The 26,440-nt window shown below is 73.1% G+C and carries 28 protein-coding genes; 16 read left to right on the top strand and 12 right to left on the bottom strand.

Annotated features, from left to right (window positions below; translation table 11 throughout):
- Positions 1-57: 57 nt before the first annotated feature.
- Both ACFYOS_RS00410 and ACFYOS_RS00415 read right to left on the bottom strand, forming a co-directional pair.
- On the bottom strand, positions 58-960 hold the full coding sequence (locus ACFYOS_RS00410; protein ID WP_387134282.1) for a lysophospholipid acyltransferase family protein: 903 nt from the start codon (positions 958-960) through the stop codon (positions 58-60).
- Positions 957-1,736 carry a GNAT family N-acetyltransferase gene (locus ACFYOS_RS00415; RefSeq protein ID WP_387134285.1) on the bottom strand — a complete coding sequence of 260 codons (780 nt, stop codon included), beginning with the start codon at positions 1,734-1,736 and terminating at the stop codon, positions 957-959. Before ACFYOS_RS00415 ends, ACFYOS_RS00410 begins: the two co-directional genes overlap by 4 nt.
- A gap of 166 nt (positions 1,737-1,902) precedes the next feature.
- On the opposite strand from ACFYOS_RS00415, the gene ACFYOS_RS00420 reads away from it, so the two are divergent.
- The 5 genes from ACFYOS_RS00420 (at position 1,903) to ACFYOS_RS00440 (ending at position 8,738) form a co-directional block, all read left to right on the top strand.
- Positions 1,903-2,559, top strand: coding sequence for a hypothetical protein (locus tag ACFYOS_RS00420; RefSeq protein ID WP_387134289.1), 657 nt, complete (start codon positions 1,903-1,905; stop codon positions 2,557-2,559).
- 162 nt (positions 2,560-2,721) lie between these two features.
- Positions 2,722-3,660 carry an ABC transporter ATP-binding protein gene (locus tag ACFYOS_RS00425; RefSeq protein WP_387134292.1) on the top strand — a complete coding sequence of 313 codons (939 nt, stop codon included), beginning with the start codon at positions 2,722-2,724 and terminating at the stop codon, positions 3,658-3,660.
- Complete coding sequence (locus ACFYOS_RS00430) at positions 3,657-4,481, top strand: ABC transporter permease (RefSeq protein WP_387134295.1); 825 nt, start codon at positions 3,657-3,659, stop codon at positions 4,479-4,481. Before ACFYOS_RS00425 ends, ACFYOS_RS00430 begins: the two co-directional genes overlap by 4 nt.
- Positions 4,482-4,737: 256 nt before the next feature.
- Positions 4,738-8,472 carry a multifunctional oxoglutarate decarboxylase/oxoglutarate dehydrogenase thiamine pyrophosphate-binding subunit/dihydrolipoyllysine-residue succinyltransferase subunit gene (locus tag ACFYOS_RS00435; protein ID WP_387134298.1) on the top strand — a complete coding sequence of 1,245 codons (3,735 nt, stop codon included), beginning with the start codon at positions 4,738-4,740 and terminating at the stop codon, positions 8,470-8,472.
- A gap of 86 nt (positions 8,473-8,558) precedes the next feature.
- Positions 8,559-8,738 (top strand): DUF6104 family protein, encoded by a 180-nt coding sequence (locus ACFYOS_RS00440; RefSeq protein WP_387134301.1) that lies wholly within the window; start codon positions 8,559-8,561, stop codon positions 8,736-8,738.
- A 20-nt stretch (positions 8,739-8,758) separates the two neighbouring features.
- On the opposite strand, the gene ACFYOS_RS00445 is transcribed toward ACFYOS_RS00440, so the two are convergent.
- Complete coding sequence (locus ACFYOS_RS00445) at positions 8,759-9,346, bottom strand: TetR family transcriptional regulator (RefSeq protein WP_387134303.1); 588 nt, start codon at positions 9,344-9,346, stop codon at positions 8,759-8,761.
- A 49-nt stretch (positions 9,347-9,395) separates the two neighbouring features.
- Here ACFYOS_RS00445 and ACFYOS_RS00450 point away from each other — a divergent pair, with 49 nt between their 5' ends.
- The 4 genes from ACFYOS_RS00450 to ACFYOS_RS00465 all read left to right on the top strand — a co-directional run bounded on the left by ACFYOS_RS00450 (position 9,396) and on the right by ACFYOS_RS00465 (position 13,978).
- Positions 9,396-9,899 (top strand): GNAT family N-acetyltransferase, encoded by a 504-nt coding sequence (locus ACFYOS_RS00450; RefSeq protein WP_387134306.1) that lies wholly within the window; start codon positions 9,396-9,398, stop codon positions 9,897-9,899.
- A gap of 121 nt (positions 9,900-10,020) precedes the next feature.
- On the top strand, positions 10,021-10,725 hold the full coding sequence (locus ACFYOS_RS00455) for a DUF998 domain-containing protein (protein WP_387134309.1): 705 nt from the start codon (positions 10,021-10,023) through the stop codon (positions 10,723-10,725).
- Between the two features lie 71 nt (positions 10,726-10,796).
- Complete coding sequence (gene pta, locus ACFYOS_RS00460; RefSeq protein ID WP_387134312.1) at positions 10,797-12,863, top strand: phosphate acetyltransferase; 2,067 nt, start codon at positions 10,797-10,799, stop codon at positions 12,861-12,863.
- Positions 12,860-13,978, top strand: coding sequence for an acetate/propionate family kinase (locus ACFYOS_RS00465; protein WP_387134314.1), 1,119 nt, complete (start codon positions 12,860-12,862; stop codon positions 13,976-13,978). Before pta ends, ACFYOS_RS00465 begins: the two co-directional genes overlap by 4 nt.
- 59 nt (positions 13,979-14,037) lie before the next feature.
- Here the strand turns inward: ACFYOS_RS00465 and ACFYOS_RS00470 are convergent, their stop codons facing one another.
- A complete protein-coding gene (locus ACFYOS_RS00470; protein WP_387134316.1) occupies positions 14,038-14,208 on the bottom strand; it encodes a hypothetical protein in 171 nt (56 codons plus the stop codon).
- Between the two features lie 159 nt (positions 14,209-14,367).
- Between ACFYOS_RS00470 and ACFYOS_RS00475 the strand changes: the two genes are divergently transcribed.
- Both ACFYOS_RS00475 and ACFYOS_RS00480 read left to right on the top strand, forming a co-directional pair.
- Entirely contained in the window at positions 14,368-15,315 is a 948-nt protein-coding gene (locus ACFYOS_RS00475) for an alpha/beta hydrolase family protein (RefSeq protein WP_387134318.1), read from the top strand.
- A gap of 126 nt (positions 15,316-15,441) precedes the next feature.
- A complete protein-coding gene (locus ACFYOS_RS00480; protein WP_387134320.1) occupies positions 15,442-16,404 on the top strand; it encodes an alpha/beta hydrolase family protein in 963 nt (320 codons plus the stop codon).
- Between the two features lie 27 nt (positions 16,405-16,431).
- Here ACFYOS_RS00480 and ACFYOS_RS00485 read toward each other — a convergent pair whose 3' ends face one another.
- The 3 genes from ACFYOS_RS00485 to ACFYOS_RS00495 all read right to left on the bottom strand — a co-directional run bounded on the left by ACFYOS_RS00485 (position 16,432) and on the right by ACFYOS_RS00495 (position 19,143).
- The gene (locus ACFYOS_RS00485; RefSeq protein ID WP_387134323.1) at positions 16,432-17,394 is read right to left on the bottom strand and encodes a zinc-binding dehydrogenase; all 963 of its coding nucleotides are present in this window, start codon (positions 17,392-17,394) and stop codon (positions 16,432-16,434) included.
- A gap of 76 nt (positions 17,395-17,470) precedes the next feature.
- Complete coding sequence (locus ACFYOS_RS00490; RefSeq protein WP_387134326.1) at positions 17,471-18,646, bottom strand: NADP-dependent malic enzyme; 1,176 nt, start codon at positions 18,644-18,646, stop codon at positions 17,471-17,473.
- Positions 18,647-18,786: 140 nt separating this feature from the next.
- Positions 18,787-19,143, bottom strand: coding sequence for a S24/S26 family peptidase (locus tag ACFYOS_RS00495; RefSeq protein WP_387134328.1), 357 nt, complete (start codon positions 19,141-19,143; stop codon positions 18,787-18,789).
- 84 nt (positions 19,144-19,227) lie between these two features.
- Between ACFYOS_RS00495 and sodN the strand changes: the two genes are divergently transcribed.
- From sodN to ACFYOS_RS00510, 3 genes are all read left to right on the top strand, one after another.
- Positions 19,228-19,632 (top strand): superoxide dismutase, Ni, encoded by a 405-nt coding sequence (gene sodN / locus ACFYOS_RS00500; protein ID WP_387134330.1) that lies wholly within the window; start codon positions 19,228-19,230, stop codon positions 19,630-19,632.
- A 65-nt stretch (positions 19,633-19,697) separates the two neighbouring features.
- A complete protein-coding gene (locus tag ACFYOS_RS00505; RefSeq protein ID WP_387135203.1) occupies positions 19,698-20,153 on the top strand; it encodes a GNAT family N-acetyltransferase in 456 nt (151 codons plus the stop codon).
- A gap of 32 nt (positions 20,154-20,185) precedes the next feature.
- Positions 20,186-20,590, top strand: a complete 405-nt coding sequence (locus ACFYOS_RS00510) for an ATP-binding protein (RefSeq protein ID WP_387134332.1) — start codon at positions 20,186-20,188, stop codon at positions 20,588-20,590.
- Positions 20,591-20,602: 12 nt separating this feature from the next.
- Here the strand turns inward: ACFYOS_RS00510 and ACFYOS_RS00515 are convergent, their stop codons facing one another.
- Entirely contained in the window at positions 20,603-20,992 is a 390-nt protein-coding gene (locus tag ACFYOS_RS00515; protein WP_387134335.1) for a hypothetical protein, read from the bottom strand.
- A 43-nt stretch (positions 20,993-21,035) separates the two neighbouring features.
- On the opposite strand from ACFYOS_RS00515, the gene ACFYOS_RS00520 reads away from it, so the two are divergent.
- Together ACFYOS_RS00520 and ACFYOS_RS00525 are read left to right on the top strand one after the other, a co-directional pair.
- A complete protein-coding gene (locus tag ACFYOS_RS00520; RefSeq protein WP_387134337.1) occupies positions 21,036-21,986 on the top strand; it encodes a diacylglycerol/lipid kinase family protein in 951 nt (316 codons plus the stop codon).
- 451 nt (positions 21,987-22,437) lie between these two features.
- Positions 22,438-22,695, top strand: a complete 258-nt coding sequence (locus tag ACFYOS_RS00525; RefSeq protein WP_073834718.1) for a WhiB family transcriptional regulator — start codon at positions 22,438-22,440, stop codon at positions 22,693-22,695.
- Between the two features lie 95 nt (positions 22,696-22,790).
- On the opposite strand, the gene ACFYOS_RS00530 is transcribed toward ACFYOS_RS00525, so the two are convergent.
- The 4 genes from ACFYOS_RS00530 to ACFYOS_RS00545 are packed head-to-tail and all read right to left on the bottom strand — an operon-like array spanning position 22,791 to position 26,183.
- The gene (locus ACFYOS_RS00530) at positions 22,791-23,537 is read right to left on the bottom strand and encodes a sirohydrochlorin chelatase (protein WP_387135206.1); all 747 of its coding nucleotides are present in this window, start codon (positions 23,535-23,537) and stop codon (positions 22,791-22,793) included.
- A gap of 23 nt (positions 23,538-23,560) precedes the next feature.
- On the bottom strand, positions 23,561-24,325 hold the full coding sequence (locus ACFYOS_RS00535; RefSeq protein WP_387134339.1) for a phosphoadenylyl-sulfate reductase: 765 nt from the start codon (positions 24,323-24,325) through the stop codon (positions 23,561-23,563).
- Entirely contained in the window at positions 24,322-24,480 is a 159-nt protein-coding gene (locus ACFYOS_RS00540) for a hypothetical protein (protein ID WP_387134341.1), read from the bottom strand. Before ACFYOS_RS00540 ends, ACFYOS_RS00535 begins: the two co-directional genes overlap by 4 nt.
- A complete protein-coding gene (locus ACFYOS_RS00545; protein ID WP_387134343.1) occupies positions 24,477-26,183 on the bottom strand; it encodes a nitrite/sulfite reductase in 1,707 nt (568 codons plus the stop codon). Before ACFYOS_RS00545 ends, ACFYOS_RS00540 begins: the two co-directional genes overlap by 4 nt.
- Between the last annotated feature and the right edge of the window lie 257 nt (positions 26,184-26,440).

Genomic DNA, 26,440 nt, shown 5'->3' on the forward strand with positions numbered 1-26,440 from the left:
GCATAACGCGATACATCGCGACTGAACAAGACTGTCGCGAGTTGTGTCGCGATCTGGTCAGGCGGCGAGATCCAACTCCACCTCCCGGAGCGGCAGCGACCCTGCCACGCCGCCAGCCGGCCGGGCGGGGCCGACGGGTGCCGGTCGGGCCGGAGTCAGGTGGTTCGCCGACTCGGCGGCGCGGGCCAGCACCCGCCGGTCCGCCCCGGCGGCCGGGTGCAACGCGGCGGCCACCCCGACCGACACGGTGAGCTCCCGGGCGGCCAGCACCCGGCGTACCGACTGCCACAGCGTCTCCTCGCCGAGGAACGCGGCCAGGGTGGTGGGGTCGCCGGCGTACCGGTAACCGAGGCGCAACGGCACCACCGGCACGCCGGCGTCCACCGCCGCGTGGAACATCGCCGGCCGGAACCCGCGAGCGGGCCGGCAGTCCGCCGCCGCGCCGCACCAGGTCGTCCCCTCGGGGAAGACCGCCACCGAGTGCCCGGCGCGCAGCGCGGCCGCCACCCGGCCGACCGTGGCCGGCAGGTCCCGCGGCCGCGACCGGTCCACGAAGACGGTTCCGGCGGCGGCGGCCAGCGGGCCGACCAACGGCCAGTCCCGTACCTCCCGCTTGGCGACCATCCGGGCCGGCGCGACCGCCAGCACCGCGAGGATGTCCAGCCACGAGACGTGGTTGGCGACCAGCAGACCCGGCCGGTGCGGCAACCGACCCCGGACCAGCAGCCGCACGCCGAGGGCGCGCAGCGTCCCCCGGGCCCAGCCGCGCAGCGCGGCCCGCCGGTTCCGCGCCGGCAGCAGCGGCAACAGCGCGGCCAGCCCGACCCCGGCCAGCAGCATTCCGAGTACGCCGAGCAGCCGGCCGACCCGGCGCGGGAGCGGCACGGACGGATCGGTGGCCGCCGGCAGGCACCCCGGGCCGCAGCCCGACGCCGGCCGCCACAGTTCACCGGTGGTCACGACGACTCCCCGCCCAGGAAGTGCCGCAGGTAGCGGGGGTTCAGCCGGTCCAGCGAGAAGAGCACGTAGAAGTCGGCGCAGCCGAAGTCCGGGTCGTACGCCGGCTCCCCGCAGACCCAGGCGCCGAGCCGCAGGTAGCCGCGGAGCAGCGGGGGGACCAGCGCGCGGCGGGCGGCTGGGTCGACCGCGGCCGGGCCGGCGGCGGCTGGCGCCTCGGCGAACCACGGGCGGCGCGGGGTCACCCGCAGCGGCGGCGGCGCGAGGTGGCGGGCGGTCACCTGCGCCCACACCTCGGCGGCCGCGGTCCCGCCGTCGGCCACCGGCACCGAGGCACAACCACCGAGCCAGCGCGAGCCGCGCAGGTGCAGGTAGCGGGTGATCCCGGCCCACATCAGGTTGATCACGGCACCCGAGCGGTGGTCCGGGTGCACGCAGGAGCGGCCCGCCTCGACCAGGTCGTCGCGGAGCGGGGCCAGCGCGGTCAGGTCGAACTCGGCCTCCGAGTAGCGCCGGTCGGTGCGACCGGGCGGCAGCAGCCGGTACGTGCCGACCACCTCGTCGGTGCCCTCCCGCAGCACCACCAGGTGGTCGCAGTGGCTGTCGAACTCGTCGGTGTCGAGGCCGGCGGCGCCCGGGTGCAGGGTGGCGCCGAGCTCGGTGGCGAACACCTCGTGTCGCAGGCGTTGCGCGGCCGCGACCAGGGTCGGGTCGTCGGCGATGAGGAGGGTGTATCCGCTGGTCGTAAGGGGTGCGCCAGCGGCGTGCAGAACGGCCATGGCACCTGTGTAAGGGCCGCGGGTTGCCACCCCCGGGGACGAAGGGTGTCGATCGGGTGAACGCCAACCGGCGCTCCGGTCCACCCACCCCGGTGATCAGGCGGTTGGAGCCGGTCGGAGCGGGCGTGCGAGGCTGCGGAGGCAGGCACGCACACCGGAGGGCAGCATGATCATCGAGTCCCGGTTCCACGGGCCGGCCGGCTCGGGCAACGGCGGCTGGAGCGCCGGGGTCTTCGCGGCGGCGGTCGACGACCGAGGCCCGGTGGAGGTCACGCTCCGCCGGCCGCCCCCGCTGGAGACCCCGCTGACCGCGGTCGACGGCGAGGTCCGCGACCCGGATGGCCAGGTGATCGCCCAGGTACGCCGGGTCGCGGGGTTCACCGCCGTGGTCCCGCCGGTGGACCGGCCGACGGCCGAGGCCGCCGCGAAGGCGTACCCCGGGCTGGTGGAGCATCCCTTCCCCGGCTGCTACGTGTGCGGGCCGGAGAACCCGGCCGGGCTGCGGATCTTCCCGGGCCGGCTGCCGGACGGGCGGACCGCCGCGCCGTTCCGCGCCCCGGCCGAGGTGGTGCCGGCGACGGTCTGGGCCGCGCTGGACTGCCCCGGCGGCTGGGCGGTGATCGCGCCCGGCCGCCCGTACGTCCTGGGTCGGATCGCCGCGGTGGTCCGGGCGCTGCCGGATCCCGGCGACGAGTGCGTGGTGACCGGCGCGATGGTCGGCGGCGAGGGGCGTAAGGCCGAGGTGCACTCCAGCCTCTACGGCCCGGACGGTGGCCTGCTCGGCTACGCCCGGGCCACCTGGATCGCGCTGCCCCCGGCCTGATCTCTCCTCCCTCAGGATGATCACCTCCTGCTACGGCGGGAGGAGGAGGTCAGCATCCCGCCTGATTGACCCCCTTGCGCGGGGTTGCGAGGCTGAGCCACGGCGCCTCCGCAACGGCGTCCCCACCCGCGCGCCCGCGCGCCGTGGCAGGAGAGGAGAACGATGTCCGACGGGCAGTGGAGCCCCAACGCCGGGACCGGCCAGATCGTGGTGTCCGGACTGTCGAAGCAGTACAAGAACGTCCGGGCGGTGGACGATCTGTCCTTCACCGTCGAGCCGGGACGGGTGACCGGCTTCCTCGGCCCGAACGGCGCCGGCAAGACGACCACCCTGCGTATGTTGCTCAATCTGGTCACGCCGACCGCCGGCGAGGCCACCATCGGCGGCCGGCGGTACGCCGACCTGACCGACCCGCTGCGCTCGGTCGGCGCGGTGCTAGAGGCGTCGAGCGCGCACAAGGGCCGGACCGGGATCAACCACCTGCGGGTGATCTGCGCGGCCGCCGGCCTGCCCCGGCAGCGGGCCGACGAGGCGCTCGCGCTGGTCGGGCTCACCCCGGCGGCGAAGCGCAAGTTCAAGGGCTACTCGCTGGGCATGAAGCAGCGGCTCGGGATCGCCGCCGCGATGCTGGGCAACCCGCAGGTGCTCATCCTCGACGAGCCGGCCAACGGCCTGGACCCGGAGGGGATCCGCTGGATGCGCGGCTTCCTCAAGGGGCTGGCCGCGGAGGGGCGGACGGTGCTGGTCTCCAGCCACCTGCTCTCCGAGATGCAGCTGCTCGCCGATGACGTGGTGATCATCGCGGCCGGCAAGCTGGTCCGGCAGGGGCCGGTGGATCAGGTGATCGGCTCGATGACGCACGGCACCCGGGTGCGGGTCCGCACCCCGCAGGCCGAGGAGCTGACCGCGGCGCTGCGCGAGCAGTCCGCCACGGTCGACGCCGACGGGCACGGCGTGCTGCTGGTGACCGGGGTGGACGCGCCGACCGTCGGCCGGCTGGCGCTGGCCGCCAAGGTGGAGCTGCACGAGCTGACCACCGAGCGCCCCGACCTGGAGGGGGTCTTCCTCGAACTGACGGCCGGAAAGGCGGAGATCCGATGAACCTGGTCCGATCCGAGCTGCTCAAGATCCGCACCACGAACACCTGGTGGATCTTCGGACTGATCACCCTGCCGCTCTGGGCCCTCGCCCTGCTCTTCAACTGGTTGCAGGCCGAGACGCTGACCAGCGGGAACATGGGCGACGTGCCGGCCGACCAGGCCGACCAGCTGGAGGCGGTGCGCAGCGCGGCCAGCCTGGCCGCCAACATCTACACCAACGGTCAGTTCTTCGGCCTGCTCATCGTGATGCTGCTCGGCATCGTCGTGGTGACCAGCGAGTTCTTCCACCAGACGGTGACCACCACGTTCCTCACCGCGCCGCACCGCACCGCGGTGATGCTGGCCAAGCTGGCCGCCGCGGGCGTGCTGGCGCTGTTCTTCTGGCTGGGCACCACCCTCCTCAACCTGGTGTTCGGTCCGCTGATCCTGAACGCGGTGGACGTCGGGGCGCACCTCGACAGCGGGGCGGTCTGGCGGGCGGTGGCCCTCAACGGGCTGGCCTACCTGCTCTGGTCGGTGCTGGGCGTCGGCATCGGCGTGCTGATCCGCAGCCAGATCGGCGCGACGGTGACCGGCATCCTGCTCTACCTGGGCGGCACCATCGGCGCCGCGATCGCGATCGGCCTGCTGGCCCAGAAGTTCGGCGACTGGATCAACAAGCTCCAACTGCTGGTGCCCTCGCTGGCGTCGTCGCTGATGGTCAGCGGGACCGAGATCCCGGGCAACCCGCCGCGCTGGGCCGGGGCCGCCGTGCTGATCGGGTACGCCGTCGTGGCCGGCGTGATCGGCGTGCTGACCATCCGCCGGCGCGACATCTCCTGAGTCGGCTACCCGACGCGGCCCCGGCCGGTGACCCCCGTCACCGACCGGGGCCGTTCGTCACATACCAGGAGCGGACGGAACACGCAGCGATTGCCGAACTTCTGGCGTCTTCTGTGAAACGGACCACCAGCCGGAGGCGAGAATGCCTGCGCCATTCGCACGGCGTAGCCTGGGACCCGTCCTCCGTGCCCCTGTTCGGGTGCCGGACGACCCCGCGTGACCTTACGAACCCGCGTGAAAGAGGCGATCAGCGGCCGTGTCGACCCAGCAGACATCGCAGGAGAACCCACTGGCGGGTTTCGGCCCGAATGAGTGGATCGTCGAGGAGATGTACCAGCGCTATCTCGCCGACCCCTCGAGCGTCGACTCGGCCTGGCACGATTTCTTCGCCGACTACCGACCCGCCCCCGGCGCCGCCACCCCGCGCCCGGACGGCCAGGCCGCGCCGGCCGCCCGCCCGGAGCCGGGTGAGCAGCAGGAGCCCGCCGCCACCGTCACTCAGCAGCCGGCCGCCAAGGCCGCTCCCGCCCCGGCGAGGCCGGCGCAGCAGGCCGCCCAGCCGGCTCAGCAGGCCGCCGCCAAGCCGGCCGCCAAGGCCCCCCCGGCGAAGCCGGCCGCCAAGGCCCCGACCGTGAGCGCCGCCGGCACCACCCCCTTGCGCGGGGTGGCCGCCAAGATCGTCCAGAACATGGACGCCTCGCTCGCCGTGCCGACCGCGACCAGCGTCCGCTCGGTCCCGGCGAAGCTGCTGGTGGACAACCGCATCGTCATCAACAACCACCTGGCCCGCGGCCGGGGCGGCAAGGTCAGCTTCACCCACCTGATCGGCTACGCGATGGTCCGGGCGCTAGTCGAGCACCCGGAGATGAACAACTCCTTCGCCGAGGTCGACGGCAAGCCGGCGATGGTCCGCCCGGAGCACGTCAACCTGGGCATCGCGATCGACCTGGTCAAGCCGGACGGCTCACGCAACCTGGTCGTCCCGTCCATCAAGGCCTGCGAGCAGATGGACTTCCGGCAGTTCTGGCAGGCGTACGAGGACGTGGTCCGGCGCGCCCGCCGCAACGAGCTGACCATGGAGGACTACGCCGGCACCACCATCTCGCTGACGAACCCGGGCGGCATCGGCACGGTCCACTCGATCCCGCGCCTGATGCAGGGGCAGAGCGCCATCATCGGCGTCGGCGCCATGGAGTACCCGGCGCCGTACCAGGGCATGAGCGAGGCGACCCTGGCCGAGCTGGCGGTCAGCAAGATCATCACGCTGACCAGCACGTACGACCACCGGATCATCCAGGGTGCCCAGTCCGGCGAGTTCCTGAAGGTGATGCACGAGCTGCTGCTCGGCGAGCGCGGCTTCTACGACGAGATCTTCACCTCGCTGCGCATCCCCTACGAGCCGGTGCGCTGGGTGCGGGACGTGGCCGTCGACAGCGAGGGCCAGATCAACAAGACCGCCCGGGTGCACGAGCTGATCCACGCGTACCGGGTGCGCGGCCACCTGATGGCCGACACCGACCCGCTGGAGTTCAAGATCCGCAAGCACCCGGACCTGGACGTCCTCCAGCACGGGCTGACCCTGTGGGACCTGGACCGGGTCTTCCCGGTCAACGGCTTCGCCGGCCTGCAGCGGATGAAGCTGCGCTCGATCCTCGGCGTGCTGCGCGACTCGTACTGCCGCCGGGTCGGCATCGAGTACATGCACATCCAGGACCCGGAGGAGCGGCGCTGGATCCAGGAGCGGGTCGAGCGCAAGTACGAGAAGCCGACCCCGGACGAGCAGAAGCACGTGCTCAACCGGCTCAACGCGGCCGAGGCGTTCGAGACCTTCCTGCAGACCAAGTACGTCGGCCAGAAGCGCTTCTCGCTGGAGGGCGGCGAGTCGCTGATCCCGCTGCTCGGCGAGATGCTGGAGTGCTCCGCCGAGGGTGGGCTGGACGAGGTCGTCATCGGCATGGCCCACCGCGGCCGGCTCAACGTGCTGGCCAACATCGTCGGCAAGCCGTACGAGAAGATCTTCTCGGAGTTCGAGGGGCACCTCGACCCGCGCTCGACCCAGGGCTCGGGCGACGTGAAGTACCACCTCGGCCAGAACGGCAAGTTCACCACTCCGGACGGCGCGCACGCGGTCAAGGTGTCGGTGGTGGCCAACCCGTCGCACCTGGAGGCCGTGGACCCGGTGCTGGAGGGCATCGTCCGGGCCAAGCAGGACCGGATCGACCTCAAGCTGGAGGGCTACACCGTGCTGCCGCTGGCGGTGCACGGTGACGCCGCCTTCGCCGGCCAGGGCGTGGTCGCCGAGACGCTCAACCTGTCGCAGCTGCGCGGCTACCGCACCGGCGGCACGGTGCACGTGGTGGTCAACAACCAGGTCGGCTTCACCACCGCCCCGGAGTACAGCCGGTCCAGCCTCTACAGCACCGACGTGGCCCGAATGATCCAGGCGCCGATCTTCCACGTCAACGGCGACGACCCCGAGGCCGTCGTCCGGGTTGCCCGACTCGCCTTCGAGTACCGGCAGGCGTTCAACAAGGACGTCGTGATCGACATGGTCTGCTACCGCCGGCGCGGGCACAACGAGGGCGACGACCCGTCGATGTCCAACCCGCAGATGTACCAGATCATCGACTCGAAGCGGTCGGTCCGGAAGCTCTACACCGAGGAGCTGATCGGGCGGGGTGACATCACCGTGGAGGACGCGGAGGAGCTGCTGCGGGACTACCAGGCGCAGCTCGAGCGGGTCTTCAAGGCCACCCGGGACGCGGCCACCTCGCCGCGCCAGCTCAGCCGGCCGCCCCGGCTGGTGGAGCCGGAGCCGCAGGTCGAGACCGCCACCGACGCCGCCGTCGTCAAGGCGATCGGCGAGGCGCACGTCAACCTGCCGGAGGGCTTCACCCCGCACAAGCGGATCCAGCAGCTGCTCGACCGCCGGGCCAAGATGTCCGTCGAGGGCAACATCGACTGGGGTTACGGCGAGATCATCGCGTTCGGCTCGCTGCTGCACGACGGGGTCACCGTCCGGCTCGCCGGGCAGGACTCCCGCCGCGGCACCTTCGTCCAGCGGCACGCCTCGGTCGTCGACGCGAAGACCGGCGACGACTACCTGCCGCTGAAGTCGCTCACCGCCGACGGCGAGCGGTCGCGCTTCTTCGTGCACGACTCGCTGCTCTCCGAGTACGCGGCCATGGGCTTCGAGTACGGCTACTCGGTGGAGAACGTCAACGCGCTGGTCTGCTGGGAGGCCCAGTTCGGTGACTTCGTCAACGGCGCCCAGTCGGTGATCGACGAGTTCATCTCCTCCGGCGAGGTGAAGTGGGGCCAGCGCTCCGCCGTCACCCTGCTGCTGCCGCACGGCCACGAGGGCCAGGGTCCGGACCACACCTCCGGCCGCCCGGAGCGGTTCCTGCAGCTCTGCGCCGAGGACAACATGCGGGTGGCCATCCCGACCACCCCGGCGAGCTACTTCCACCTGCTGCGTCGCCAGGCGCTCTCGCCGAAGCGCAAGCCGCTGGTGGTGTTCACGCCGAAGTCGCTGCTGCGGCACAAGCTCGGCGTGTCGTCGGTGGAGGACTTCACCACGGGCACCTTCCAACCCGTCCTGGCCGACACCGCCGCCCCGGCGCGGGAGCAGGTGAAGCGGGTGCTGCTCTGCTCGGGCAAGGTCTACTACGACCTGTTCCAGGCCCGGCAGGAGCGGGGCGTCACGGACACCGCGATCATCCGGATGGAGCAGCTCTACCCGCTGCCCGTCGAGGAGGTCCGGGCGGCCCTGGCGCAGTACCCGAACGCCGAGGACTTCGCCTGGGTCCAGGAGGAGCCGGCCAACCAGGGCGCCTGGTCGTTCGTCGCGCTGAACCTGCTGGAGCACCTGCCCGAGGTCCGGCTGCGTCGCATCTCCCGGCCGGCCGCCGCCGCCCCGTCGGTCGGCTCGGCGAAGATGCACGAGGTCGAGCAGTCCGCGCTGATCGAGGCGGCCCTCCCCCGCCCGTGACCTGACCGCACCGCCAGCACCGGGGCAGCGACCGTACGACGGCCGCTGCCCCGGTCGCGTGGCGGCCCCTTTCCGAGAGGACGCACATGTACTTCACCGACCGTGGCATCGAGGAGCTGGTCGAGCGTCGGGGTGACGAGCAGGTCACCATGGAGTGGCTCGGCGAGCGGCTGCGCGACTTCGTCGACCTGAACCCGGAGTTCGAGACGCCGATCGAGCGCTTCGCCACCTGGCTGGCCCGCCTCGACGACGAGGACGACGAGTAGGTCGTGACCCCGGCCCGGGTTCAGCGGTCCGCCGCCCCGACCAGGCGCAGGTACCGTTCGACGACCGCCGTCGTGCGCTCGGCGTCGCCGGTGGCCAGCAGATCGAGCAGGGCACCGCGCAGCACCGCCAGGCCGAGGGCCGGATCCCTGCCGCCGATGTCGTGGCCGCCGTCGGCCCCAGCCTGGACCTCGGCGAGCAGCCCGAGCCAGTCCTCCACCGTCTGCCGGGCGAACCCCGCCCACGGCCCGTCCGGCTCGCTCAGCGAGCGGGCGTACGCCTGGACCCAGAGGACCAGCATCGGGCGGTGCGCCGGAGCCACGAGCCAGGCCCAGGTCGTCCGCACCGCAGCGGCGAAGTCGTCGGGCCCCCCGGCCTCCCGGACCCGCCGGAGCGCGGCCAGTTCGTCCGTCCTGGCCCGGGCGAGCAGAGCACGGATCAGCTCGTCCTTGGAGCCGAAGAGAAAGAGCAGGACCCGGGGGCTGGACCCGATGGCGGCGGCGAGCGGGCGCAGCGACAGCTCCGCCAGCCCGTGCTCCACCGCGTACCGGTACGCCCGCTCCAGCAGTTCCGTCCGGCGGGCGCTGGGGGGTCGCTCGTGCTGGCTCACGGCGCTACTCTGCCACTGAAACGAGTGTTTCAGTAGTGGAGGGGTGTCGATGAGCGAGGAGATCCTGATTCGTCCGCTGAGCCGTCCCGGCGACCTCGGGTGGGTGGTGATGGCCCACGGCGAGAGGTACGCCGCCGAGTTCGGCTGGGACACCAGCTTCGAGGCGCTCGTGGCGCGGATCGTCGCCGACTACGCGGCCGACCACGACCCGGCACGGGAGGCCGCGTGGATCGCCGAGGTCGACGGTGAGCGAGTGGGCTGCGTCTTCTGCGTGGCGGCGGACGACCGGACGGCGCAGCTGCGGATCCTGCTGGTCGACCCCGCGGCCCGGGGACGGCGTCTCGGCGGCCGGCTGGTCGACGAGTGCCTCGCCTTCGCCCAGCGGGCGGGCTACACCCGGATGCGGCTCTGGACCAATCACCCCCTGGTCGCCGCCCGCCGGATCTACCTCTCCCGCGGCTTCCGACTGATCCAGGAGGAACCGCACCACAGCTTCGGCACGGACCTGACCGGGCAGGTGTACGAACGGGAACTGGCGCCCGTCGGCGGATGACGCCCGATGGGCGAGCCGACGGTTGACGCGGACCCCACCCGTCGCGTCCACTGGAGAGCAGCGTCCAGGGTCCGACGAGGACGCGCCGGACCACACGCCGCCCGACGCCAGGGAGGCGGACATGAACACCGAACCCCGCAAGCCGCCGCAGGACGCGGTGACGGTCCGCCGCCTCCGCCTCGGCATCGGAGCTGTCGGCATCGCACTGCCGGTCGTGCTGGTGGTCGGTCACCTGATCGCCGCCGGCCGGCTCACCCTGCTCGACTCGCTCAGCGGCTACTACCACACCGAGATGCGCGACATCTTCGTCGGCTCGCTGTGCGCCGTCGGGGTGTTCCTGATCGCCTACCGGTACCGCCGGCCGGACGACGTGCTGGGCAGCATCGCCGGGGTCCTGGCGATCGCGGTGGCGCTCTTTCCCACCACGGTGGGCGCGCCGGCCGGCACCACCAGCCACAGCGACCGGTCGGTCGGCGTGGTGCACCAAGGCGCCGCCGCAGGGCTCTTCCTGCTCCTCGCCGTCTTCTGTCTCGTCCTGTTCACCCGGCCGGACCGGGTCGGGGTGCCACCGTCCCCGTCGGCCGTTCGGATCTACCGCGTCTGCGGCGGGCTCATCCTGGTGGCGATCGCGCTCGCGCTGGCCAGCACGCAGCTTTCCGCGGACGTCCGGCACACGCTCAAGCCGGTGCTGTGGTGCGAGACGGTCGCCGTGTTCGCCTTCGGTGCGGCCTGGGTGGCGAAGAGCGACGCGCTGTTCCGGGCCGCGCAGCCCATCGAGGAGATCAGGGACCCGGGCCCCCGGCCCGCCGCGCCGGCCTCGTCCTGAGCGGGAACAGGCCGTCGGCCCCGGGCCCAAGGACCCGGGCGAGGGGCACCCTGATCTTGTAGCGTGAGGTCGTGGCGCGCAGCGTGTATCTGACCAGCGTGGGGTCGGGCGGGGGCAAGTCGACGGTCGCGCTCGGGCTGGCCGAACTGCTGTCGCGCCAGGTCGAGCGGATCGGCGCGTTCCGGCCGCTGGTCGCGGGCACGGGTCCCGACCAGATCCTCGCCCTGCTCACCGAGCGCTACCGGGTGGAGCTCCCGGTCGACGAGCTGCACGGCTCGACGTACGCGGAGGCCACCGCGCTGGTCGCGGACGGCCGGCGGGAGGAGCTGATCTCCCGGATCGTGGCCCGCTACCGGGAGGTCGAGCGGCGCTGCCCGGCGGTGGTCGTGGTGGGCAGCGACTTCGCCGGCGGGGACGGGGCCGGGCCGCGCGAGCTGGCCTTCAACGCCCGGCTGGCCACCGAGTTCAGCAGCGTGGTGGTGCCGGTGGTCGACGGGTTCGGCCAGCAGCCCGAGGCGATCGCGGCGGCGGTCCGCGGTGCGTACCACGACCTGGAGGACCTGGGTGCGACGGTGGTGGCGGTGGTCGCCAACCGGGTGCCCGGGCCGATGACTCTGCCCGAGCTGCCGGTCCCCGCGTACGCGATCCCGGAGGTGCCGGCCGTGTCGGCACCGACGGTGGCCGAGGTGGCGGCGGCGCTCGGCGCCACTCTGCTCTCCGGCGACGACGCCGCGCTCGACCGGGACGTGCTCGACTACGTGGTGGGCGCCGCGCACGTGCCCACCCTGCTGGACCATCTGACCGACGGAGCGCTGGTGATCACCCCCGGCGACCGGGACGACCTGCTGGTGGCGGCGAGCGCCGCGCACGTGGCCGGGCAGGTGTCGGTGGCCGGGCTGGTGCTCACCCTCGGCGAGCAGCCCGACCCGCGGGCGATGCGGCTGGTCGAGCGGCTGAACACCGGACTGGCTGTGCTGTCGGTGACCAGCGACAGCTACGACACGGTGGCCGCGTCCAGCCGGATCGAGGGCCGGCCCAGCACGGCGAACCCGCGCAAGGTGGAGGCCGCGCTCGGCGCCTTCGAACGCTGCGTGGACACCGTCGACCTGGCCCGCCGGCTGCGGGTCAGTCGCTCCGAGCGGGTCACCCCGCTGATGTTCGAGAACGACCTGATCGACCGGGCCCGGACGCAGCGCCGCCGGCTGGTGCTGCCGGAGGGTACGGACGAACGCATCCTGCGGGCGACGGAGATCCTGCTGCGCCGGGGCGTGGCCGACCTGACCCTGCTCGGCCGGCCCGAGGACGTCGCCCGGCGTACCCGGGAGCTGGGCATCGACATCCGCGACGCCCAGGTGGTCGACCCGATGACCAGCGAGTGGCGGGAGGAGTTCGCCGACCGGTACGCGAAGCTGCGCGCCCACCGGGGCGCGACGGTCGAGCTGGCCCACGACATCGTGGCCCAGTCCAACTACTTCGGCACCATGATGGTGCAGACCGGGCGGGCGGACGGCATGGTCTCCGGGGCCACCCACACCACGGCGGCCACCATCCGGCCGGCGTTCGAGATCATCCGGACCGTGCCGGGTGTCTCGGTCGCCTCCAGCGTCTTCTTCATGCTGCTCGCCGACCGGGTGCTGGTCTACGGGGACTGCGCGATCAACCGGGATCCGGACGCCGCCCAACTCGCCGACATCGCCATCTCGTCGGCTGACACCGCGGCCCGGTTCGGCATCGAGCCGCGGGTGGCGATGCTGTCGTACTCGACCGGCGACTCGGGCTTCGGCGCGGACGTGGAGAAGGTCGCGGCGGCCACCAAGGTGGTCCGGTCGCGGCGGCCGGAGCTGCTGGTGGAGGGCCCGATCCAGTACGACGCGGCGATCGACCCGCAGGTCGCGGCCACCAAGCTGCCGGACAGCCCGGTGGCGGGGCGGGCGACGGTGTTCATCTTCCCGGACCTGAACACCGGCAACAACACCTACAAGGCGGTGCAGCGCTCGGCCGGCGCGGTAGCGGTCGGGCCGGTCATCCAGGGCCTGCGCCGCCCGGTCAACGACCTGTCCCGGGGGGCCACCGTGCCGGACATCGTCAACACCGTGGCGATCACCGCCATCCAGGCCGCCGCCGGAGAGTCCTCATGAGCCGCATCCTCGTCCTCAATTGCGGGTCCTCGTCGGTCAAGTACCGGCTGTACGACGGCGACGAGATCCAGGACAAGGGCACCGTCGAGCGGATCGGCGAACCGGGCGGCGGGCCTGCCGACCACGAGACCGCGGTACGCGAGATCATCGAGCGGCTCGACCTCAACGGACTGGCCGGGGTCGGGCACCGGGTGGTGCACGGCGGCCGGAAGTTCACCACCCCGGCGCTGATCGACGACCGGGTGTTCGCCGCGATCGAAGAACTCGTCCCGCTCGCGCCGCTGCACAACCCGGCGAACCTGGCCGGCATCCGGGTGGCCCGGGAGGCACTGCCGGACACCCCGCAGGTCGCCGTCTTCGACACCGCGTTCCACCACACGCTGCCCGAGGCCGCCGCCATGTACGCGATCGACCGGGAGACCGCCGAGCGGTACGGCGTCCGCCGGTACGGCTTCCACGGCACGTCGCACGCGTACGTGTCGCGGCGCACCGCCGAACTGCTGGACCGGCCGTACGCGGACCTGAACATCATCACCCTGCACCTCGGCAACGGGGCGAGCGCCTGCGCGGTCCAGGGCGGGCGGAGCGTGGCCACCTCGATGGGCATGTCCCCGCTGGAGGGCCTGGTGATGGGCACCCGCAGCGGCGACCTGGACCCGACGGTCATCTTCCACCTGCGTCGCGAGGCCGGGATGGGGGTGGACGACATCGACGACCTGCTCAACCACCGCAGCGGCCTGCTCGGCCTGACCGGGGCGAACGACATGCGCGAGGTGCTGGCCCGCCGGGACGCCGGGGACGCCGCCGCGGCGCTGGCCTTCGATGTCTACTGCCACCGGATCAAGGGCTACCTGGGCGGGTACTACGCCCTGCTCGGACGGGTCGACGCGGTCGCCTTCACGGCCGGGGTGGGCGAGCACGCCGCGCCGGTCCGGGAGGCGTCGCTGGCCGGCCTGGAGCGGCTGGGCATCGCGGTCGACCCGGCACGCAACGCGGGCCGGGGCGACCGGGTGATCTCCCCGGCCGGCGCCGAGGTCACAGTCTGCGTGATCAGCACCGACGAGGAGCGGGAGATCGCCCGGGAGACCCGGGACGTGCTGGCCGCCGAGCGCTGATCCGCCCGCCCGTCAGGGTCCGGGGCAGCAGCGGCGCGGACCCGTCCCGTCCGGCACGGTCAGCCCAACGCCAACCAGGCGACCAGGGCGATCACCACGACGGCGACGCCGATGCCGGCGATCAGCGGCAGCCGGGACGGGGCCGGCGCCGCCGCGGCCGGCTCGGGGGACTCGACGAAGGCGCGGAACTGCGCCGTGTTGCCACTCGGGTCGGTGTAGTTCTCAGCCATGCGCGTGACCCTAGCGAAGCGCGTCCACCCGCAGGGGTCCCGGCGGGCCGGGCGCCGGCGAACCGGTCCGGTCGGTGGAGGCACGCGCCGGCCGGGTGGCGGCGGCAGCCGGGCCGGACGGCGGGGCCGGGCCGGCCACCCGGTGCCTACCGTGAAGGCGTGAGGGTGCAGCGGCTGGTCGCCGCGCTGGTGACGGCGCTGCTCGCAGGCTGCGGTCCGGCCATCGCCGCGACCGACGACCCGTACCCGGCCACCGTCCGGCACGCCCCGCAACGGGCGTACGCGGTCGGGATGCGGCAGTTCGTCGTCGACCCGGGCGGCCCGCGGCCGCTGCCGGTCACCGTCTGGTACCCGACGGAGTCCGCCAAACCGGCGCCTCCCGCCGCCGCTGCCGACCCGGTCGTCCGGCCGGGCGCGCCGGTGGCCGCCGGGCGGTTCCCCGTGGTGGTCTACAGCCACGGGCTGCGCAGCCTCCCCGAGTTGCACGCGCCGCTGACCACCCGCTGGGCCGCCGCCGGGTTTTTGGTGGCCGCGCCGACCTTTCCGCGGACCAACCTGCGGGCCCGGGACTTCACCCGGGCCGACGTGCGCAACCAGCCCGCCGACGGGTGGCGGCTGATCCGCCACCTGGTACGCCTCGACACCCGCCCCGCCGACCCGCTCGCCGGCCATCTGGACGTCGCCCGGATCGCCGCGGCCGGGCACTCGGCGGGCGGGTTCACCACGGCCGGCATGTTCACCTCCGGACACTCGACGCGACTGCGCGCCGGCATCGTGCTCGCCGGCGGTGGGTTGGCCGGCAGCTTCGCCGGGCCGGTCGCGCCGCTGCTGTTCGTGCACGGCGCCGCCGACCCGATCGTGCCGGAGTCGGTCGGCCGGGCGGCGTACGCCCGCAGCCTCGGGCCGGCCGCCTTCCTGAGCCTCCCCGGACAGGGCCACGGCGAGTACCTGACCCCCGGCCGCCCCGGCTTCGTCCAGGTCCTGGCCACCACCGTCGACTTCCTCCGCGGGACCTTGTACGACGACCGTCCCGCACTGCGCCGCCTGCCGGCCGACGCGCTCCTCCCCGGCACCACCACCCTCACCACCCGCGCCCTGCCAACCTGAGCCCCCACGCCGCCGTCCGAGAGCGGTAGCGTCGGCCGGGTGGACGGGCTGGCGGTGGGTGCCGATCCGCTCACGCTCGACCGATGTCGGGCCGGCCCGCCACAACCGCGAGGCACAATCGTCTTCATGCTCCGTCGCCCTGCCGCCCTGGTCACCGCCGCGCTGCTGACCGCCGGTCTGGCCGGCTGCTCCGGCGGCGCCGCCCCGGTGCAGCGGCCCGCGCCGAGCGCGCCGCCGAAGGCGACCACACCGGCTCCGCGGGTCGCCGCTGGGCACGCCCCGGCCGAGAGCTTCGCGGTCGGCGTACGCCAGTTGCAGCTGAACCGCGACGGTGACCGCCCCCTGCCGGTGACCGTCTGGTACCCGGCCCGGGGCGACGCGGGCGGCGACCCGGAGCGTTCCGCGCCGGCCGCGGTCGGGCGGTTCCCGGTGGTGATGTTCAGTCACGGGCTGGGCGGCCGGCCGGAGGACTACCAGCTGCTGCTGAGCCGCTGGGCGGCGGCCGGGTTCGTGGTGGCCGCGCCGAAGTTTCCGCACACCGGCGCCGGTGGTGACGGCAACCCGCTCGACGTGCTCAACCAGCCCGCGGACGTGTCGTACGCGCTGACCCAGGTGCTCGCGCTGAACGGGAAGGCGGGTGACCCGCTGCGCGGCCGGCTGGACCCGGACCGGGTGGCCGCGGCCGGGCACAGCGCGGGCGGGGTGACCACGATCGGGCTCTTCACCGCCGGGCGGGACGAGCGGCTGGACGCCGGCATCGTCTTCGCCGGTACGGCGCTCGGCGTCGGCACCGCCTTCGCCGGGGCGGCTGCGCCGCAGCTCTTCGTGCACGGGGAGGCCGACGAGGTGGTGAGCTACGCCTCCGGCAAGGCCGTCTACGACGCGGTGCCGTGGCCGAAGGCCATGCTCAGCCTGCCGAAGGGCGACCACGGCCGGGCCCTGCTCAGCGACGGGACGGCGCTGCGGGTGGTCGCCGACACCACGGTCGAGTTCCTCCGCTGGACGCTCTACGGCGACGCGGCGGCGAAGAAGCGACTCCCCGCCGACGCCGCGCGGGGCGGCCTGGCCACCCTGGACGACCACCTCTGAGCGGCCGTCCAGGGCGGCGGCGCGGGCTCAGGCGGTGTGGTCGACGACCACCTTGCCGAAGACCTCACCCGAGTTCAGCCGGGCGAACGCCTCCTCGATCCGGCTGAACGGCACCACGCTGTCCACCACCGGGCGTACCTCGCGCTCGGCGCAGAACGCGAGCAGCTGGGTGAGCTCGTCCGGGGTACCCATCGAGGTGCCCACGATCTCCAGCTGCATGGCGAAGACCCGGCGCAGGTTGACCTTGGGCTCGTGCCCGGCGGTGGCGCCGGAGACCACGATCCGGGCCAGCGGGGCGGCCGACTTCAGCGAGTGGTCGAAGGTGGCCGCACCGACCGTCTCGATCACCACGTCGACCCGTTCGGGCAGCCGGGCGCCGGGCTCCAGGGCGGTCGCGCCCAGCTCGGTGATCCGCTCCCGCTTGGCGGCGTCCCGGCTGGTCGCGTACACCCGCTTGCCGAGCGCGACGCCGAGCGCGACGGCCGCGGTGGCCACGCCCCCGCCGGCCCCCTGGACCAGCACGGACTCGCCCTCGTCCACCCGGCCCTTGGTGGTGAGCATCCGCCACGCGGTGAGCCACGCCGTGGGCAGGCAGGCCGCGTCGGCGGGCGACATGCCGTCCGGCAGCGGCAGCAGGTTCACCCGGGGTACGGCCACCCGCTCGGCGAAGGTACCCGGGAAGTGCTCGGAGAGGATGGAGACCCCGCGTGGGTCGCCCGGGGTGGGCACCACGGGGTAGATGACCACCTGGTTGCCGTCCGGGTCGGTGCCGACCGCGTCGCAGCCGAGGATCATCGGGAGCTGGTCGGCGCTCAGGCCCACCCCGCGCAGCGACCAGAGGTCGTGGTGGTTGAGCGAGCTGGCCCTTACCTGCACGGTGACCCAGTCGTCCTGCGGGTGGGTCGGCTCGGGGCGGTCGCCGACGGTGAGCGCGGCGAGCGGGTTGTCGGCGTCGAAGGCCGAGGCATAGGCGGCACGCATGGTCGGCACGGTAACAAGCTGAGCGCCCGCTTAAGAAGGGGCCCTTCCTGTGCAAAACGCGATAAGAAGGGCCCCTTCCCCCCGTTCAGCGGCGGGCGACCCCGTCGCGGCGGGCGGCCTCGGCGACGGCCTCGGCGACCGCCGGGGCGACCCGCGGGTCCAGCGGAGAGGGCACGATCGCCTCGGCGGTCAGCGACTCGGCGACCACGTTGGCGATGGCGTCGGCGGCGGCCACCTTCATCCCGTCGGTGATCCGGGTGGCCCGGGCGTCCAGCGCACCCCGGAACACGCCGGGGAAGGCGAGCACGTTGTTGATCTGGTTGGGGTAGTCGCTGCGACCGGTGGCGACCACCGCGACGTGCCGGGCGGCCACCTCCGGGTGCACCTCCGGGGTGGGGTTGGCCAGGGCGAAGACGATGCCGTCCGGGGCCATCCCGGCCACCGCCTCCTCGGGGATCTGCCCGCCGGAGACGCCGACCAGCACATCCGCGTCGCGCAGCGCCTCGGTGACGTCACCCTGCCGGCCCTCGGCGTTGGTGGTCTCGGCCAACTCCGCCTTGGCGCCGGTCAGCTCGCGGTGCCGGCCGATGATGCCCTTGGAGTCGCAGACCACCACCTGGTCCGGGTTCACTCCTCCGGCGACCAGCATCTTCGTCACCGCGACGCCGGCCGCGCCGGCCCCGCTGACCACCACCCGCAGGTCGCCGAGCTTGCGGTTGAGCAGGGTCGCCGCGTTGCGCAGCGCGGCCAGCACCACGATCGCGGTGCCGTGCTGGTCGTCGTGGAAGACCGGGATCGGCAGCGCCTCGTCCAGCCGGCGCTCCACCTCGAAGCAGCGCGGGGCGCTGATGTCCTCCAGGTTGATCCCACCGAACGAGGGGGCGAGCGCCTTCACCGCCGCCACGATCTCGTCCACGTCCTGGGTGTCCAGGCAGATCGGTACCGCGTCCACGCCCGCGAACTGCTTGAAGAGCACCGCCTTGCCCTCCATCACCGGCAGCGCCGCCCGCGGCCCGATGTTGCCCAGGCCGAGTACGGCGGAGCCGTCGGTGACCACGGCGACGGTGTGCGACACCCAGGTGTAGTCGTCGGCGAGGTCGGGGTCGGCGGCGATCGCCTCGCAGACCCGGGCCACGCCCGGGGTGTACGCGAGGGAAAGGTCCTCCCGGCTGGTCAGCGGCACGGTGGAGGCGACGGCCAGCTTGCCGCCGACGTGCAGCCGGAAGACGGGATCAGCGGGGTCCGGGGTGGACGAAGACATGGTGACTCCAGAATCTGTCGAGCAGACGGACCGGCCGGCTCGGCGCGCCATGGTCAGCGGCGAGCGGGGCGGCGGTGCGGGGGGTCACCCGGGCACTTTCCGAGCATAGTCAGCCGGCCGGCACTCGGATGTGAGCGGGGTCATATCCACCGTCGCCGGCCGGTGACCAGCCCGGGACGTGGCCAGTACCGGGCCACCACCCGGCCCCGCACATCCGCCACCCCGTACGCCCGGGAGTCGTCGGTGACCAGGTCGTTGTCGCCGCGTACCCACCAGCCGCCGTCCTGCGGACGGACCGCGCGCTTGACCACGAGCAGGTCGGGGCGGCTGCGGAAGACCGCGACCACGACGTCGCCCGGCCGCACCGGCCGCCCCCCGGTACGCACCAGCACGGCGTCGCCGTGCCGCAGCGTCGGCGCCATGGACGGGCCGGTGACCAGCACGGCCGCCAGCGGGCCGGGCAACACCGGCAGGCCGGGCTCGTTCACGGCACGCACCGGGTTTCACCTCCCGCCCGCCGGGGAGCATGTCCAGGAGTAATGTCGTCTCCGATCATCGCAAACATCCCATGGAGGACCCTGATGCGCCTTCCTCGCATCCTCACGCCGCGTGTGACCGCCAGCGCCCATTGCGACCTTCCGTGCGGCGTGTACGACCCGGCGCAGGCCCGGATCGAGGCCGAGTCGGTCAAAATGATCTGCGAGAAGTACCAGTCGAACACCGACCCGGAGTTCCGCACCCGGGCGATCCTCATCAAGGAGCAGCGCGCCGAGCTGGTCAAGCACCACCTGTGGGTGCTCTGGACCGACTACTTCAAGCCGGCCCACTTCGAGAAGTACCCGCACCTGCACCAGCTCTTCAACGAGGCCACCAAGCTGGCCGGCGCGGCCGGCGCCAAGGGTGCCACCGACCCCGCCAAGGCCGACGAGCTGCTCTCCAAGATCGACGAGATCTCGAAGATCTTCTGGGAGACCAAGCAGGCGTGAGCCTGCCCGCCCAGGCACCGACGATCCGGCCGGCGCGTCCCGAGGACGTGCCGGCCGTCGTCGCGATGGTGCACGAACTCGCCGACTACGAGCGCGCCCCCGAGCAGTGCCACCTCACCGAGGAGCAACTCAGCGCCGCGCTCTTCGCTCCCACGCCGGCCCTGTTCGGGCACGTCGCGGTCGACGTGGCGGACCAGCCGATCGGCTTCGCCCTGTGGTTCCTCAACTTCTCCACCTGGGAGGGCGTGCACGGCATCTACCTGGAGGACCTCTATGTCCGCCCGGCCGCCCGGGGCACCGGCGCGGGCCGGCTGCTGCTGGCGACGCTCGCCGCGATCTGCGTCGAACGGGGTTACCGGCGGCTGGATTGGTGGATGATCCACTGGAACCCGGCGGCCCGCTTCTACGCCGGCATCGGGGCGACCCCGATGGACGAGTGGGTGCCGTACCGGCTCGCCGGCCCGGCGCTGCACGACCTCGCCGCGCAGGCCACGGCCACGCCCACCCACCCGCACGCCTGACCGGGTAGAGTCCCGCACCGGGGGGATGAGGCGTGACTCAACTGACCGGCCAGCCGACGACCGACGACGTCGTGCACCTCACCGTGCCCGCCGACGGCGGCTACCTGGGCGTGCTCCGCACCGCGACGGCCGGCCTCGCGGCCCGCCTCCAGTTCGCCCTCGACGAGATCGAGGACCTGCGCATCGCGGTCGACGAGGCCTGCGCGATGCTGCTCGCCATCGCCACCCGCAACGCCGAGCTGGAGTGCCGGTTCGCGGTCACCGAGGACGCGCTCACGGTCGAGGTGACCGTGCCGACGGTCCGGGGCGCCACGCTTCCCTCCGAGTCGTCCTTCGCCTGGAAGGTGCTCACCGCGCTGACCACCGCGGCGTCCGCCCGGGCCGCCGACGGCCGGGCCACCATCGCCCTGCTCACCCGCCGCGCCTCCGGCTACTGACGGCCTGGCCGGTCAGTCGAACCCGAGCGCCCGGTTGGTCGGCGCGCTGACCAGCAGCCCGGTCACCCCGAGCCCGAGCACCATCAGCGGCAGCCCCAGCCAGGCCAGCCCGCCCTGGATCATGTACCAGCCGACCGGCAGCAGCATGAGCTGGAGCACGATCGCCGGGGCCCGGGCACCGACCTTCCGGCGGACCAGTGCGCCGCCCAGCGCCCAGAGCGCCGCCGCGCCGGCGACCGCGAACGCCGTCACCAGCAGCGCCGAGGTCAGGTCGGTGGTACGCGCGGTCAGGTCGGACCAGATCAGCCACGCCGCGACCAGGGCGAGCGCCACCGCCTCGGCGCGCAGCAGGCGTACCGCCCAGCGGAGCGTGGCGGGGACCGGGTCGGAGTCGATCGTCACGCGCGACACGATACCCGCGGGTAGGCGCGGTACAGTGCCGCCCATGCGGGCCGTCCTGGTGGTCAACCCGAAGGCCACCACCACCAGCGAACGCAGCCGGGACGTCCTGGTGCGGGCGCTGCGCAGCGAAGTCGACCTGTCGGTGCGATACACCCGCCGACGGGGCCACGCCATGGACCTGGCGCGGGAGGCCGCCGAGGAGGGCGTCGACCTGGTGGTCTCGCTGGGCGGTGACGGCACGGTCAACGAGGTGGTGAACGGCCTGATGGCCGCCGAGCCGCCGACCTTCCGCACCGGGGAGACCCCGGCGGAACGGCTGCCGGCGCTGGCCACCGTCCCGGGTGGCTCGACCAACGTCTTCGCCCGCGCGCTGGGGCTGCCCCGCGAGTGGCCGGACGGCACCAGCATGATCCTGGAGGGGCTGCGCCTCGGCCGGTCCCGGACCATCGGGCTCGGTCGGGCGGACGACCGCTACTTCACCTTCTGCGCCGGCTTCGGCATCGACGCGGCGGTGATCCACCGGGTGGAGCAGGCCCGCAAGCGGGGCCGGGTCTCCACGCCCGGGCTCTACCTCCGCTCGACGGTCGCCCACTATTTCGTGGGCTCGGACCGGCGGCACCCGGCCATCTCACTCGAGCGGCCGGGCGAGCCCGCCGAGGCGGAACTGGCCACGGTCATCATCCAGAACACCGCGCCGTGGACGTACCTGGGCGAGCGGGAGATCAACCCGAACCCGGAGGCGTCGTTCGACCTGGGGCTGGACGTGCTGGCGATGCGGCAGCTCAAGGTGGCGAGCACGGCACGTACGGTCACCCAGTTCTTCTCCCGGGATCCCGATCCGCACGGCAAGCAGGTGCTCCGGTTGCACGACGTGGCGGAGTTCGCCCTGCTTTCGGCCCGTCCGCAGGCGTTCCAGCTCGACGGGGACTACCTGGGCGAGCGGGAGAAAGTTAGATTCACGTCCGTTCCGGCCGCACTGAGAGTAATCTGCTAGGTCTCGGGTACTGCCGTCGGTTGACGCGGTGACCACCGCACGCCCCGTGCGGGTGGCCGCGACACTCGATGGGCAGGTGCCGGAAATGTCAGCAATGTCACGCAGACTGTACTACATTGATCCTCGACTGTGGCACGCCGGGTAACCAGAGGCCTCTGAAACCCGGACAAAAGGGTGGTGAGCCCGCTCACTGTTCGGAGTTTTTCCGAGCGCCACCCTTGACATCGCGGTAGTTCGTGAAAGTATTCACAAGCGAACTTGTGTTACCGGGACATTGCCTGGATATGCTCGGCAGGTTGAGCTGTTCCAGCAGGTCCCGGGGCCCGCAGCCTGCTCACGCAGCGCCGAATTGATGGATGCTGACCGTCACTGATCGGCAATGCGGATGCATATAGGAATAGCAACGAAGCGTTATCTGGCCACCCACTTAAGAATGAGGAGTGTTGCCGCCATGGACTGGCGCCACGATGCCGTCTGCCGCGACGAGGACCCGGAGCTGTTCTTCCCGATCGGGACGTCCGGTCCGGCCCTCCTGCAGGTGGAACAGGCCAAGGCCGTCTGCAGGCGCTGCCCGGTGACCGACCAGTGCCTGCAGTGGGCGCTGGAGTCCGGTCAGGACGCCGGCGTCTGGGGCGGAATGAGCGAGGAGGAGCGCCGCGCGGTGAAGCGCCGCGGCGGTCTCCGGGTGCTGCGCGCTCACTCCGCCTGATCGCACCACAGCAACACGCCCCGGCCGGGTCACCCGCCGGGGCGTTCTGCTGTCCGGCGCACATGTCTCCCCCGCTACCCCGTCGCCGACGCTCGTCACCGCGACCGGTCCGCCGTGCCATCCCAGCCCTCGGCGGCGGCGTCCACCCGGCACAGGACCAGGTCGGCGAGCTCAGGCAGATCGGTGAGCGGGTCGGCGACCGCCACCGCACCGGCCTCCTCCGCCACGGCCACGACGCCGTCGTGGAACAGGCCCGGCGCCAGGAAGTAGGCCGCCACCGCCACCCGGCGCGCCCCGCTCGCGCGCAGCTTCGCCACCGCGACGCCCGCCTGCGGGGGTGCCGCCGAGGCGTACGACACGCGGCAGCGGACGCCCAGCTCGGCGCCGAGGATCGCGGCGACCCGGCCGACCGAGCCGCGCGCCCGAGGATCCCGGGTACCGGCCGCGGCCAGCACCAGGGCGTCGTACCCGCCAGGTTCCGCCTCGGCCAGCCGGCGGCGCAACCCGGCCAGCAGCCGGGCGTCCGCCACCCCGTCCGCCGGGCCCAGCACGTCGGTGACCCGTACCTCGATCGGTGCCCCCGCCTCACGGACGGCGGCCACGGCGGCGGGAATGTCCACCTTCCGGTGGTAGGCGGCGGTCAGCAGCAGCGGCACCAGCACCGCCCGGGGCCGACCGGCGGCGGCGAGTTCCCGCAGCACGGCCGCCGGCCCCGGCTCGGTGTGGTCCAGCCAGCTCGGCAGCACCGGGGTGCCGGGGCGGGCGGCCGCCACGGCCCGGGCCAGCGCCCGGGTCGCCTCGGCCGCCCGCGGGTCACGACTGCCGTGCGCGACCAGCACCACCGGCGCCGTGGTCGGGTCGGCCGTCAGGTGTGCAGACCGCACTCGGTCTTCTCGAACATGGCCCACCGGCCCGCCCGCGGATCCTCCCCCGCCCTGGTCCGGCGGGTGCAGGGCCAACAGCCGACCGAGCCGTAGCCGCGGCTGAACAGCTCGTTGACCGGGATGTCGTAGCGGGCGACGTAGGCGTCCACGTCCCGCTGGGTCCAGGCGGCGATCGGGTTCACCTTGACCTTGCCGCGCCGGGCGTCGAAGGCGACCACCGGGGTGTTGGCCCGGGTGGGCGACTCGTCCCGGCGCAGCCCGGCGGCCCAGGCGTCGTACCCGGTCAGCGCCCGCTCCAGCGGCTCCACCTTGCGAAGCTGGCAGCAGTCGTCCGGGGACCGGCTGAACAGGCGCGGACCGTACTGGCCGTCCTGCTGGCCGACGGTCAGCCTGGGGCGGATCGAGCGCACGGTCACCGGCAGCCGCCGGGCCACCTCGTCGCGGACCTTGAGCGTCTCCGGGAAGTGCAGCCCGGTGTCCAGGAAGACCACGTCGACGCCGGGCGCGACCCGGGAGACCAGGTGCGCCAGCACGCCGTCGGCCATCGAGCTGGTCACGCAGAACCGGTCGCCGAAGGTCTCGGCGGCCCAGCGGGCGATCTCCAGCGCCGGGGCGCCCTCCAGCTCCCGGCCGGCCTCCTCGGCCAGCACGCGCAGCTCCTCCGGGTCCCGCCGGGCCGGGTCGGCGGGCGTGGGGCCGCCGACCCCGACCAGGCCCAGGTTGGCGGCGGAGGTCAGCCCGCTCATCGGGTCAACGCCCGGGAGAGCAGCCCGGTGAACTTCACGGTGAAGACCCGCGCACAGGCGTGGCACTCCCAGGCGCCGTGCCCGGCCTCGCTCGGCCGCAGGTCCTCCTCCCCGCAGTACGGGCAGTACAGCGGCACGGAACGGGTTTCACTCATCGGAGTTCCTCCTCGTCGACCCTGATCACCCAGTTGGCGAAGGTCTCGCCCTCGGTCCGGCCGGCCAGGTAGCGGCGGGCCAGTCGTTCCACGTACTCCGGAAGCTCGTCGGCGGTGGTCTTCAGGCCGCGCAGCTTGCGGCCGAAACCGGCGGTCTGCCCCTGGGCCATGCCGAGGCCGCCGCCGAGGTGCACCTGGAAGCCCTCCACCTGGCGGCCGTCCGGACCCACCACCAGCTGGCCCTTGAGCCCGATGTCGGCGACCTGCGTCCGGGCGCAGGCGTTCGGGCAGCCGTTGAGGTGGATGGAGATGTCGGCGTCGAAGTCGCGCAGCCGCTCCTCCAGCCGGGCCACCAGTTCCTCGCCGCGCCGCTTGGTCTCGACGATGGCGAGCTTGCAGAACTCGATGCCGGTGCAGGCCATGGTGCCGCGCCGCCAGGCGGACGGCCGGGCCTCCAGGCCGATCGCCCGCAGCTCCGCCACCAGCGAGTCGGTCCGCTCCGGCGCCACGTCCAGCACCAGCAGCTTCTGGTACGGGGTGAGCCGCACCCGGTCGCTGCCGTGCGCCTCGACCACGTCGGCGAGCCGGGCGAGCTGCGGGCCGGAGACCCGACCCACCACCGGGGCGGCACCGACGTAGTTGCGCCCGTCCCGCTGCCGGTGCACGCCGATGTGGTCGACCGGCTTCTCCGGCAGCTCGGGAACCGGGCCGTCGAGCAGCGTACGGCCCAGGTATTCCTTCTCCAGCACCTCGCGGAACTTCTCCACGCCCCAGTCGGCGAGCAGGAACTTCAACCGGGCGCGGTTGCGCAGCCGCCGGTAGCCGTAGTCCCGGAAGATGCCGACCACGCCCGCCCACACGTCGGGCACCTCGGCCAGCGGCACCCAGACGCCGAGCCGCTTGGCGAGCATCGGGTTGGTGGAGAGGCCGCCACCGACCCAGAGGTCGAACCCGGGACCGTGCTCCGGGTGCTCCACGCCGAGGAACGCGATGTCGTTCGCCTCGTACGGGGTGTCGACCAGCCAGGAGATCGAGGACTTGAACTTGCGGGGCAGGTTGGAGAACTGCCTGTCACCGACGTACCGGCGGACGATCTCGTCGATCGCCGGCGTCGGGTCGACAACCTCGTTCCGGGCCACCCCGGCGACCGGGCTGCCGAGCACGATCCGCGGGCAGTCGCCGCACGCCTCGGTGGTCTGCAGGCCGACCGCCTCCAGCCGGCGCCAGATCTCCGGCACGTCCTCGACCCGGATCCAGTGGAACTGGATGTTCTGCCGGTCGGTGATGTCGGCGGTGTCCCGGGCGAACTCCCGGGAGATGTCCGCGATGACCCGGAGCTGGGCCAGGTCGAGCTGGCCGCCGTCCACCCGGACCCGGAGCATGAAGAACTCGTCCTCCAGCTCGTGCGGTTCCAGCACCGCGGTGCGCCCGCCGTCGATGCCCGCCTTGCGCTGGGTGTAGAGCCCCCACCAGCGGAACCGGCCGCGCAGGTCCTGCGGGTCGATCGACGCGAAGCCCCGGTGTGCGTAGATGTTCTCGATCCGGGCCCGGACGTTCAGCGGGTCGTCGTCCTTCTTGATCCGCTCGTTGGGGTTGAGCGGTTCGCGGTGCCCGAGCGCCCACTGCCCCTCGCCCCGGGCACAGCGGGGCACGCGCGCGGCGGGCGGGGTATCGGACCGGGTGGGGGTGCTGCTGACCGCCATCGCGGCGTCCTCCGTTGTCTGGTGTGCCCGGATGCGCGGACGCGACGGCGGGCCCTGGGGAGGGCCGTGGACGGCGATGTCGGAAACGGCCGGCGCGGAGCGCGCCCGAGACGGCTGGGTCGGGCGTCGTCAGTGGGCCGGACAGATCGCGCTGCGCACGCGGCCGTAATCAACGTGGCGACGGGCCACGAAGCGGCGGACGACAGCGGCGGTCATGGGCGCCATGCTTCCACACGCCCGAGGGCCCGGCCAACATT

This window comes from Micromonospora sp. NPDC005806, from assembly GCF_042871425.1.
Lineage (GTDB): Bacteria > Actinomycetota > Actinomycetes > Mycobacteriales > Micromonosporaceae > Micromonospora.

Bases quoted from the DNA above. Each gene is read 5' to 3' on its own strand.
- ACFYOS_RS00415 (WP_387134285.1), bottom strand. From the start codon at position 1,736: ATGGCCGTTCTGCACGCCGCTGGCGCACCCCTTACGACCAGCGGATAC.
- ACFYOS_RS00420 (WP_387134289.1), top strand. From the start codon at position 1,903: ATGATCATCGAGTCCCGGTTCCACGGGCCGGCCGGCTCGGGCAACGGC.
- ACFYOS_RS00425 (WP_387134292.1), top strand. From the start codon at position 2,722: ATGTCCGACGGGCAGTGGAGCCCCAACGCCGGGACCGGCCAGATCGTG.
- ACFYOS_RS00430 (WP_387134295.1), top strand. From the start codon at position 3,657: ATGAACCTGGTCCGATCCGAGCTGCTCAAGATCCGCACCACGAACACC.
- ACFYOS_RS00440 (WP_387134301.1), top strand. From the start codon at position 8,559: ATGTACTTCACCGACCGTGGCATCGAGGAGCTGGTCGAGCGTCGGGGT.
- ACFYOS_RS00450 (WP_387134306.1), top strand. From the start codon at position 9,396: ATGAGCGAGGAGATCCTGATTCGTCCGCTGAGCCGTCCCGGCGACCTC.
- ACFYOS_RS00455 (WP_387134309.1), top strand. From the start codon at position 10,021: ATGAACACCGAACCCCGCAAGCCGCCGCAGGACGCGGTGACGGTCCGC.
- ACFYOS_RS00465 (WP_387134314.1), top strand. From the start codon at position 12,860: ATGAGCCGCATCCTCGTCCTCAATTGCGGGTCCTCGTCGGTCAAGTAC.
- ACFYOS_RS00470 (WP_387134316.1), bottom strand. From the start codon at position 14,208: ATGGCTGAGAACTACACCGACCCGAGTGGCAACACGGCGCAGTTCCGC.
- ACFYOS_RS00480 (WP_387134320.1), top strand. From the start codon at position 15,442: ATGCTCCGTCGCCCTGCCGCCCTGGTCACCGCCGCGCTGCTGACCGCC.
- ACFYOS_RS00490 (WP_387134326.1), bottom strand. From the start codon at position 18,646: ATGTCTTCGTCCACCCCGGACCCCGCTGATCCCGTCTTCCGGCTGCAC.
- sodN (WP_387134330.1), top strand. From the start codon at position 19,228: ATGCGCCTTCCTCGCATCCTCACGCCGCGTGTGACCGCCAGCGCCCAT.
- ACFYOS_RS00505 (WP_387135203.1), top strand. From the start codon at position 19,698: ATGGTGCACGAACTCGCCGACTACGAGCGCGCCCCCGAGCAGTGCCAC.
- ACFYOS_RS00520 (WP_387134337.1), top strand. From the start codon at position 21,036: ATGCGGGCCGTCCTGGTGGTCAACCCGAAGGCCACCACCACCAGCGAA.
- ACFYOS_RS00525 (WP_073834718.1), top strand. From the start codon at position 22,438: ATGGACTGGCGCCACGATGCCGTCTGCCGCGACGAGGACCCGGAGCTG.
- ACFYOS_RS00535 (WP_387134339.1), bottom strand. From the start codon at position 24,325: ATGAGCGGGCTGACCTCCGCCGCCAACCTGGGCCTGGTCGGGGTCGGC.
- ACFYOS_RS00540 (WP_387134341.1), bottom strand. From the start codon at position 24,480: ATGAGTGAAACCCGTTCCGTGCCGCTGTACTGCCCGTACTGCGGGGAG.
- ACFYOS_RS00545 (WP_387134343.1), bottom strand. From the start codon at position 26,183: ATGGCGGTCAGCAGCACCCCCACCCGGTCCGATACCCCGCCCGCCGCG.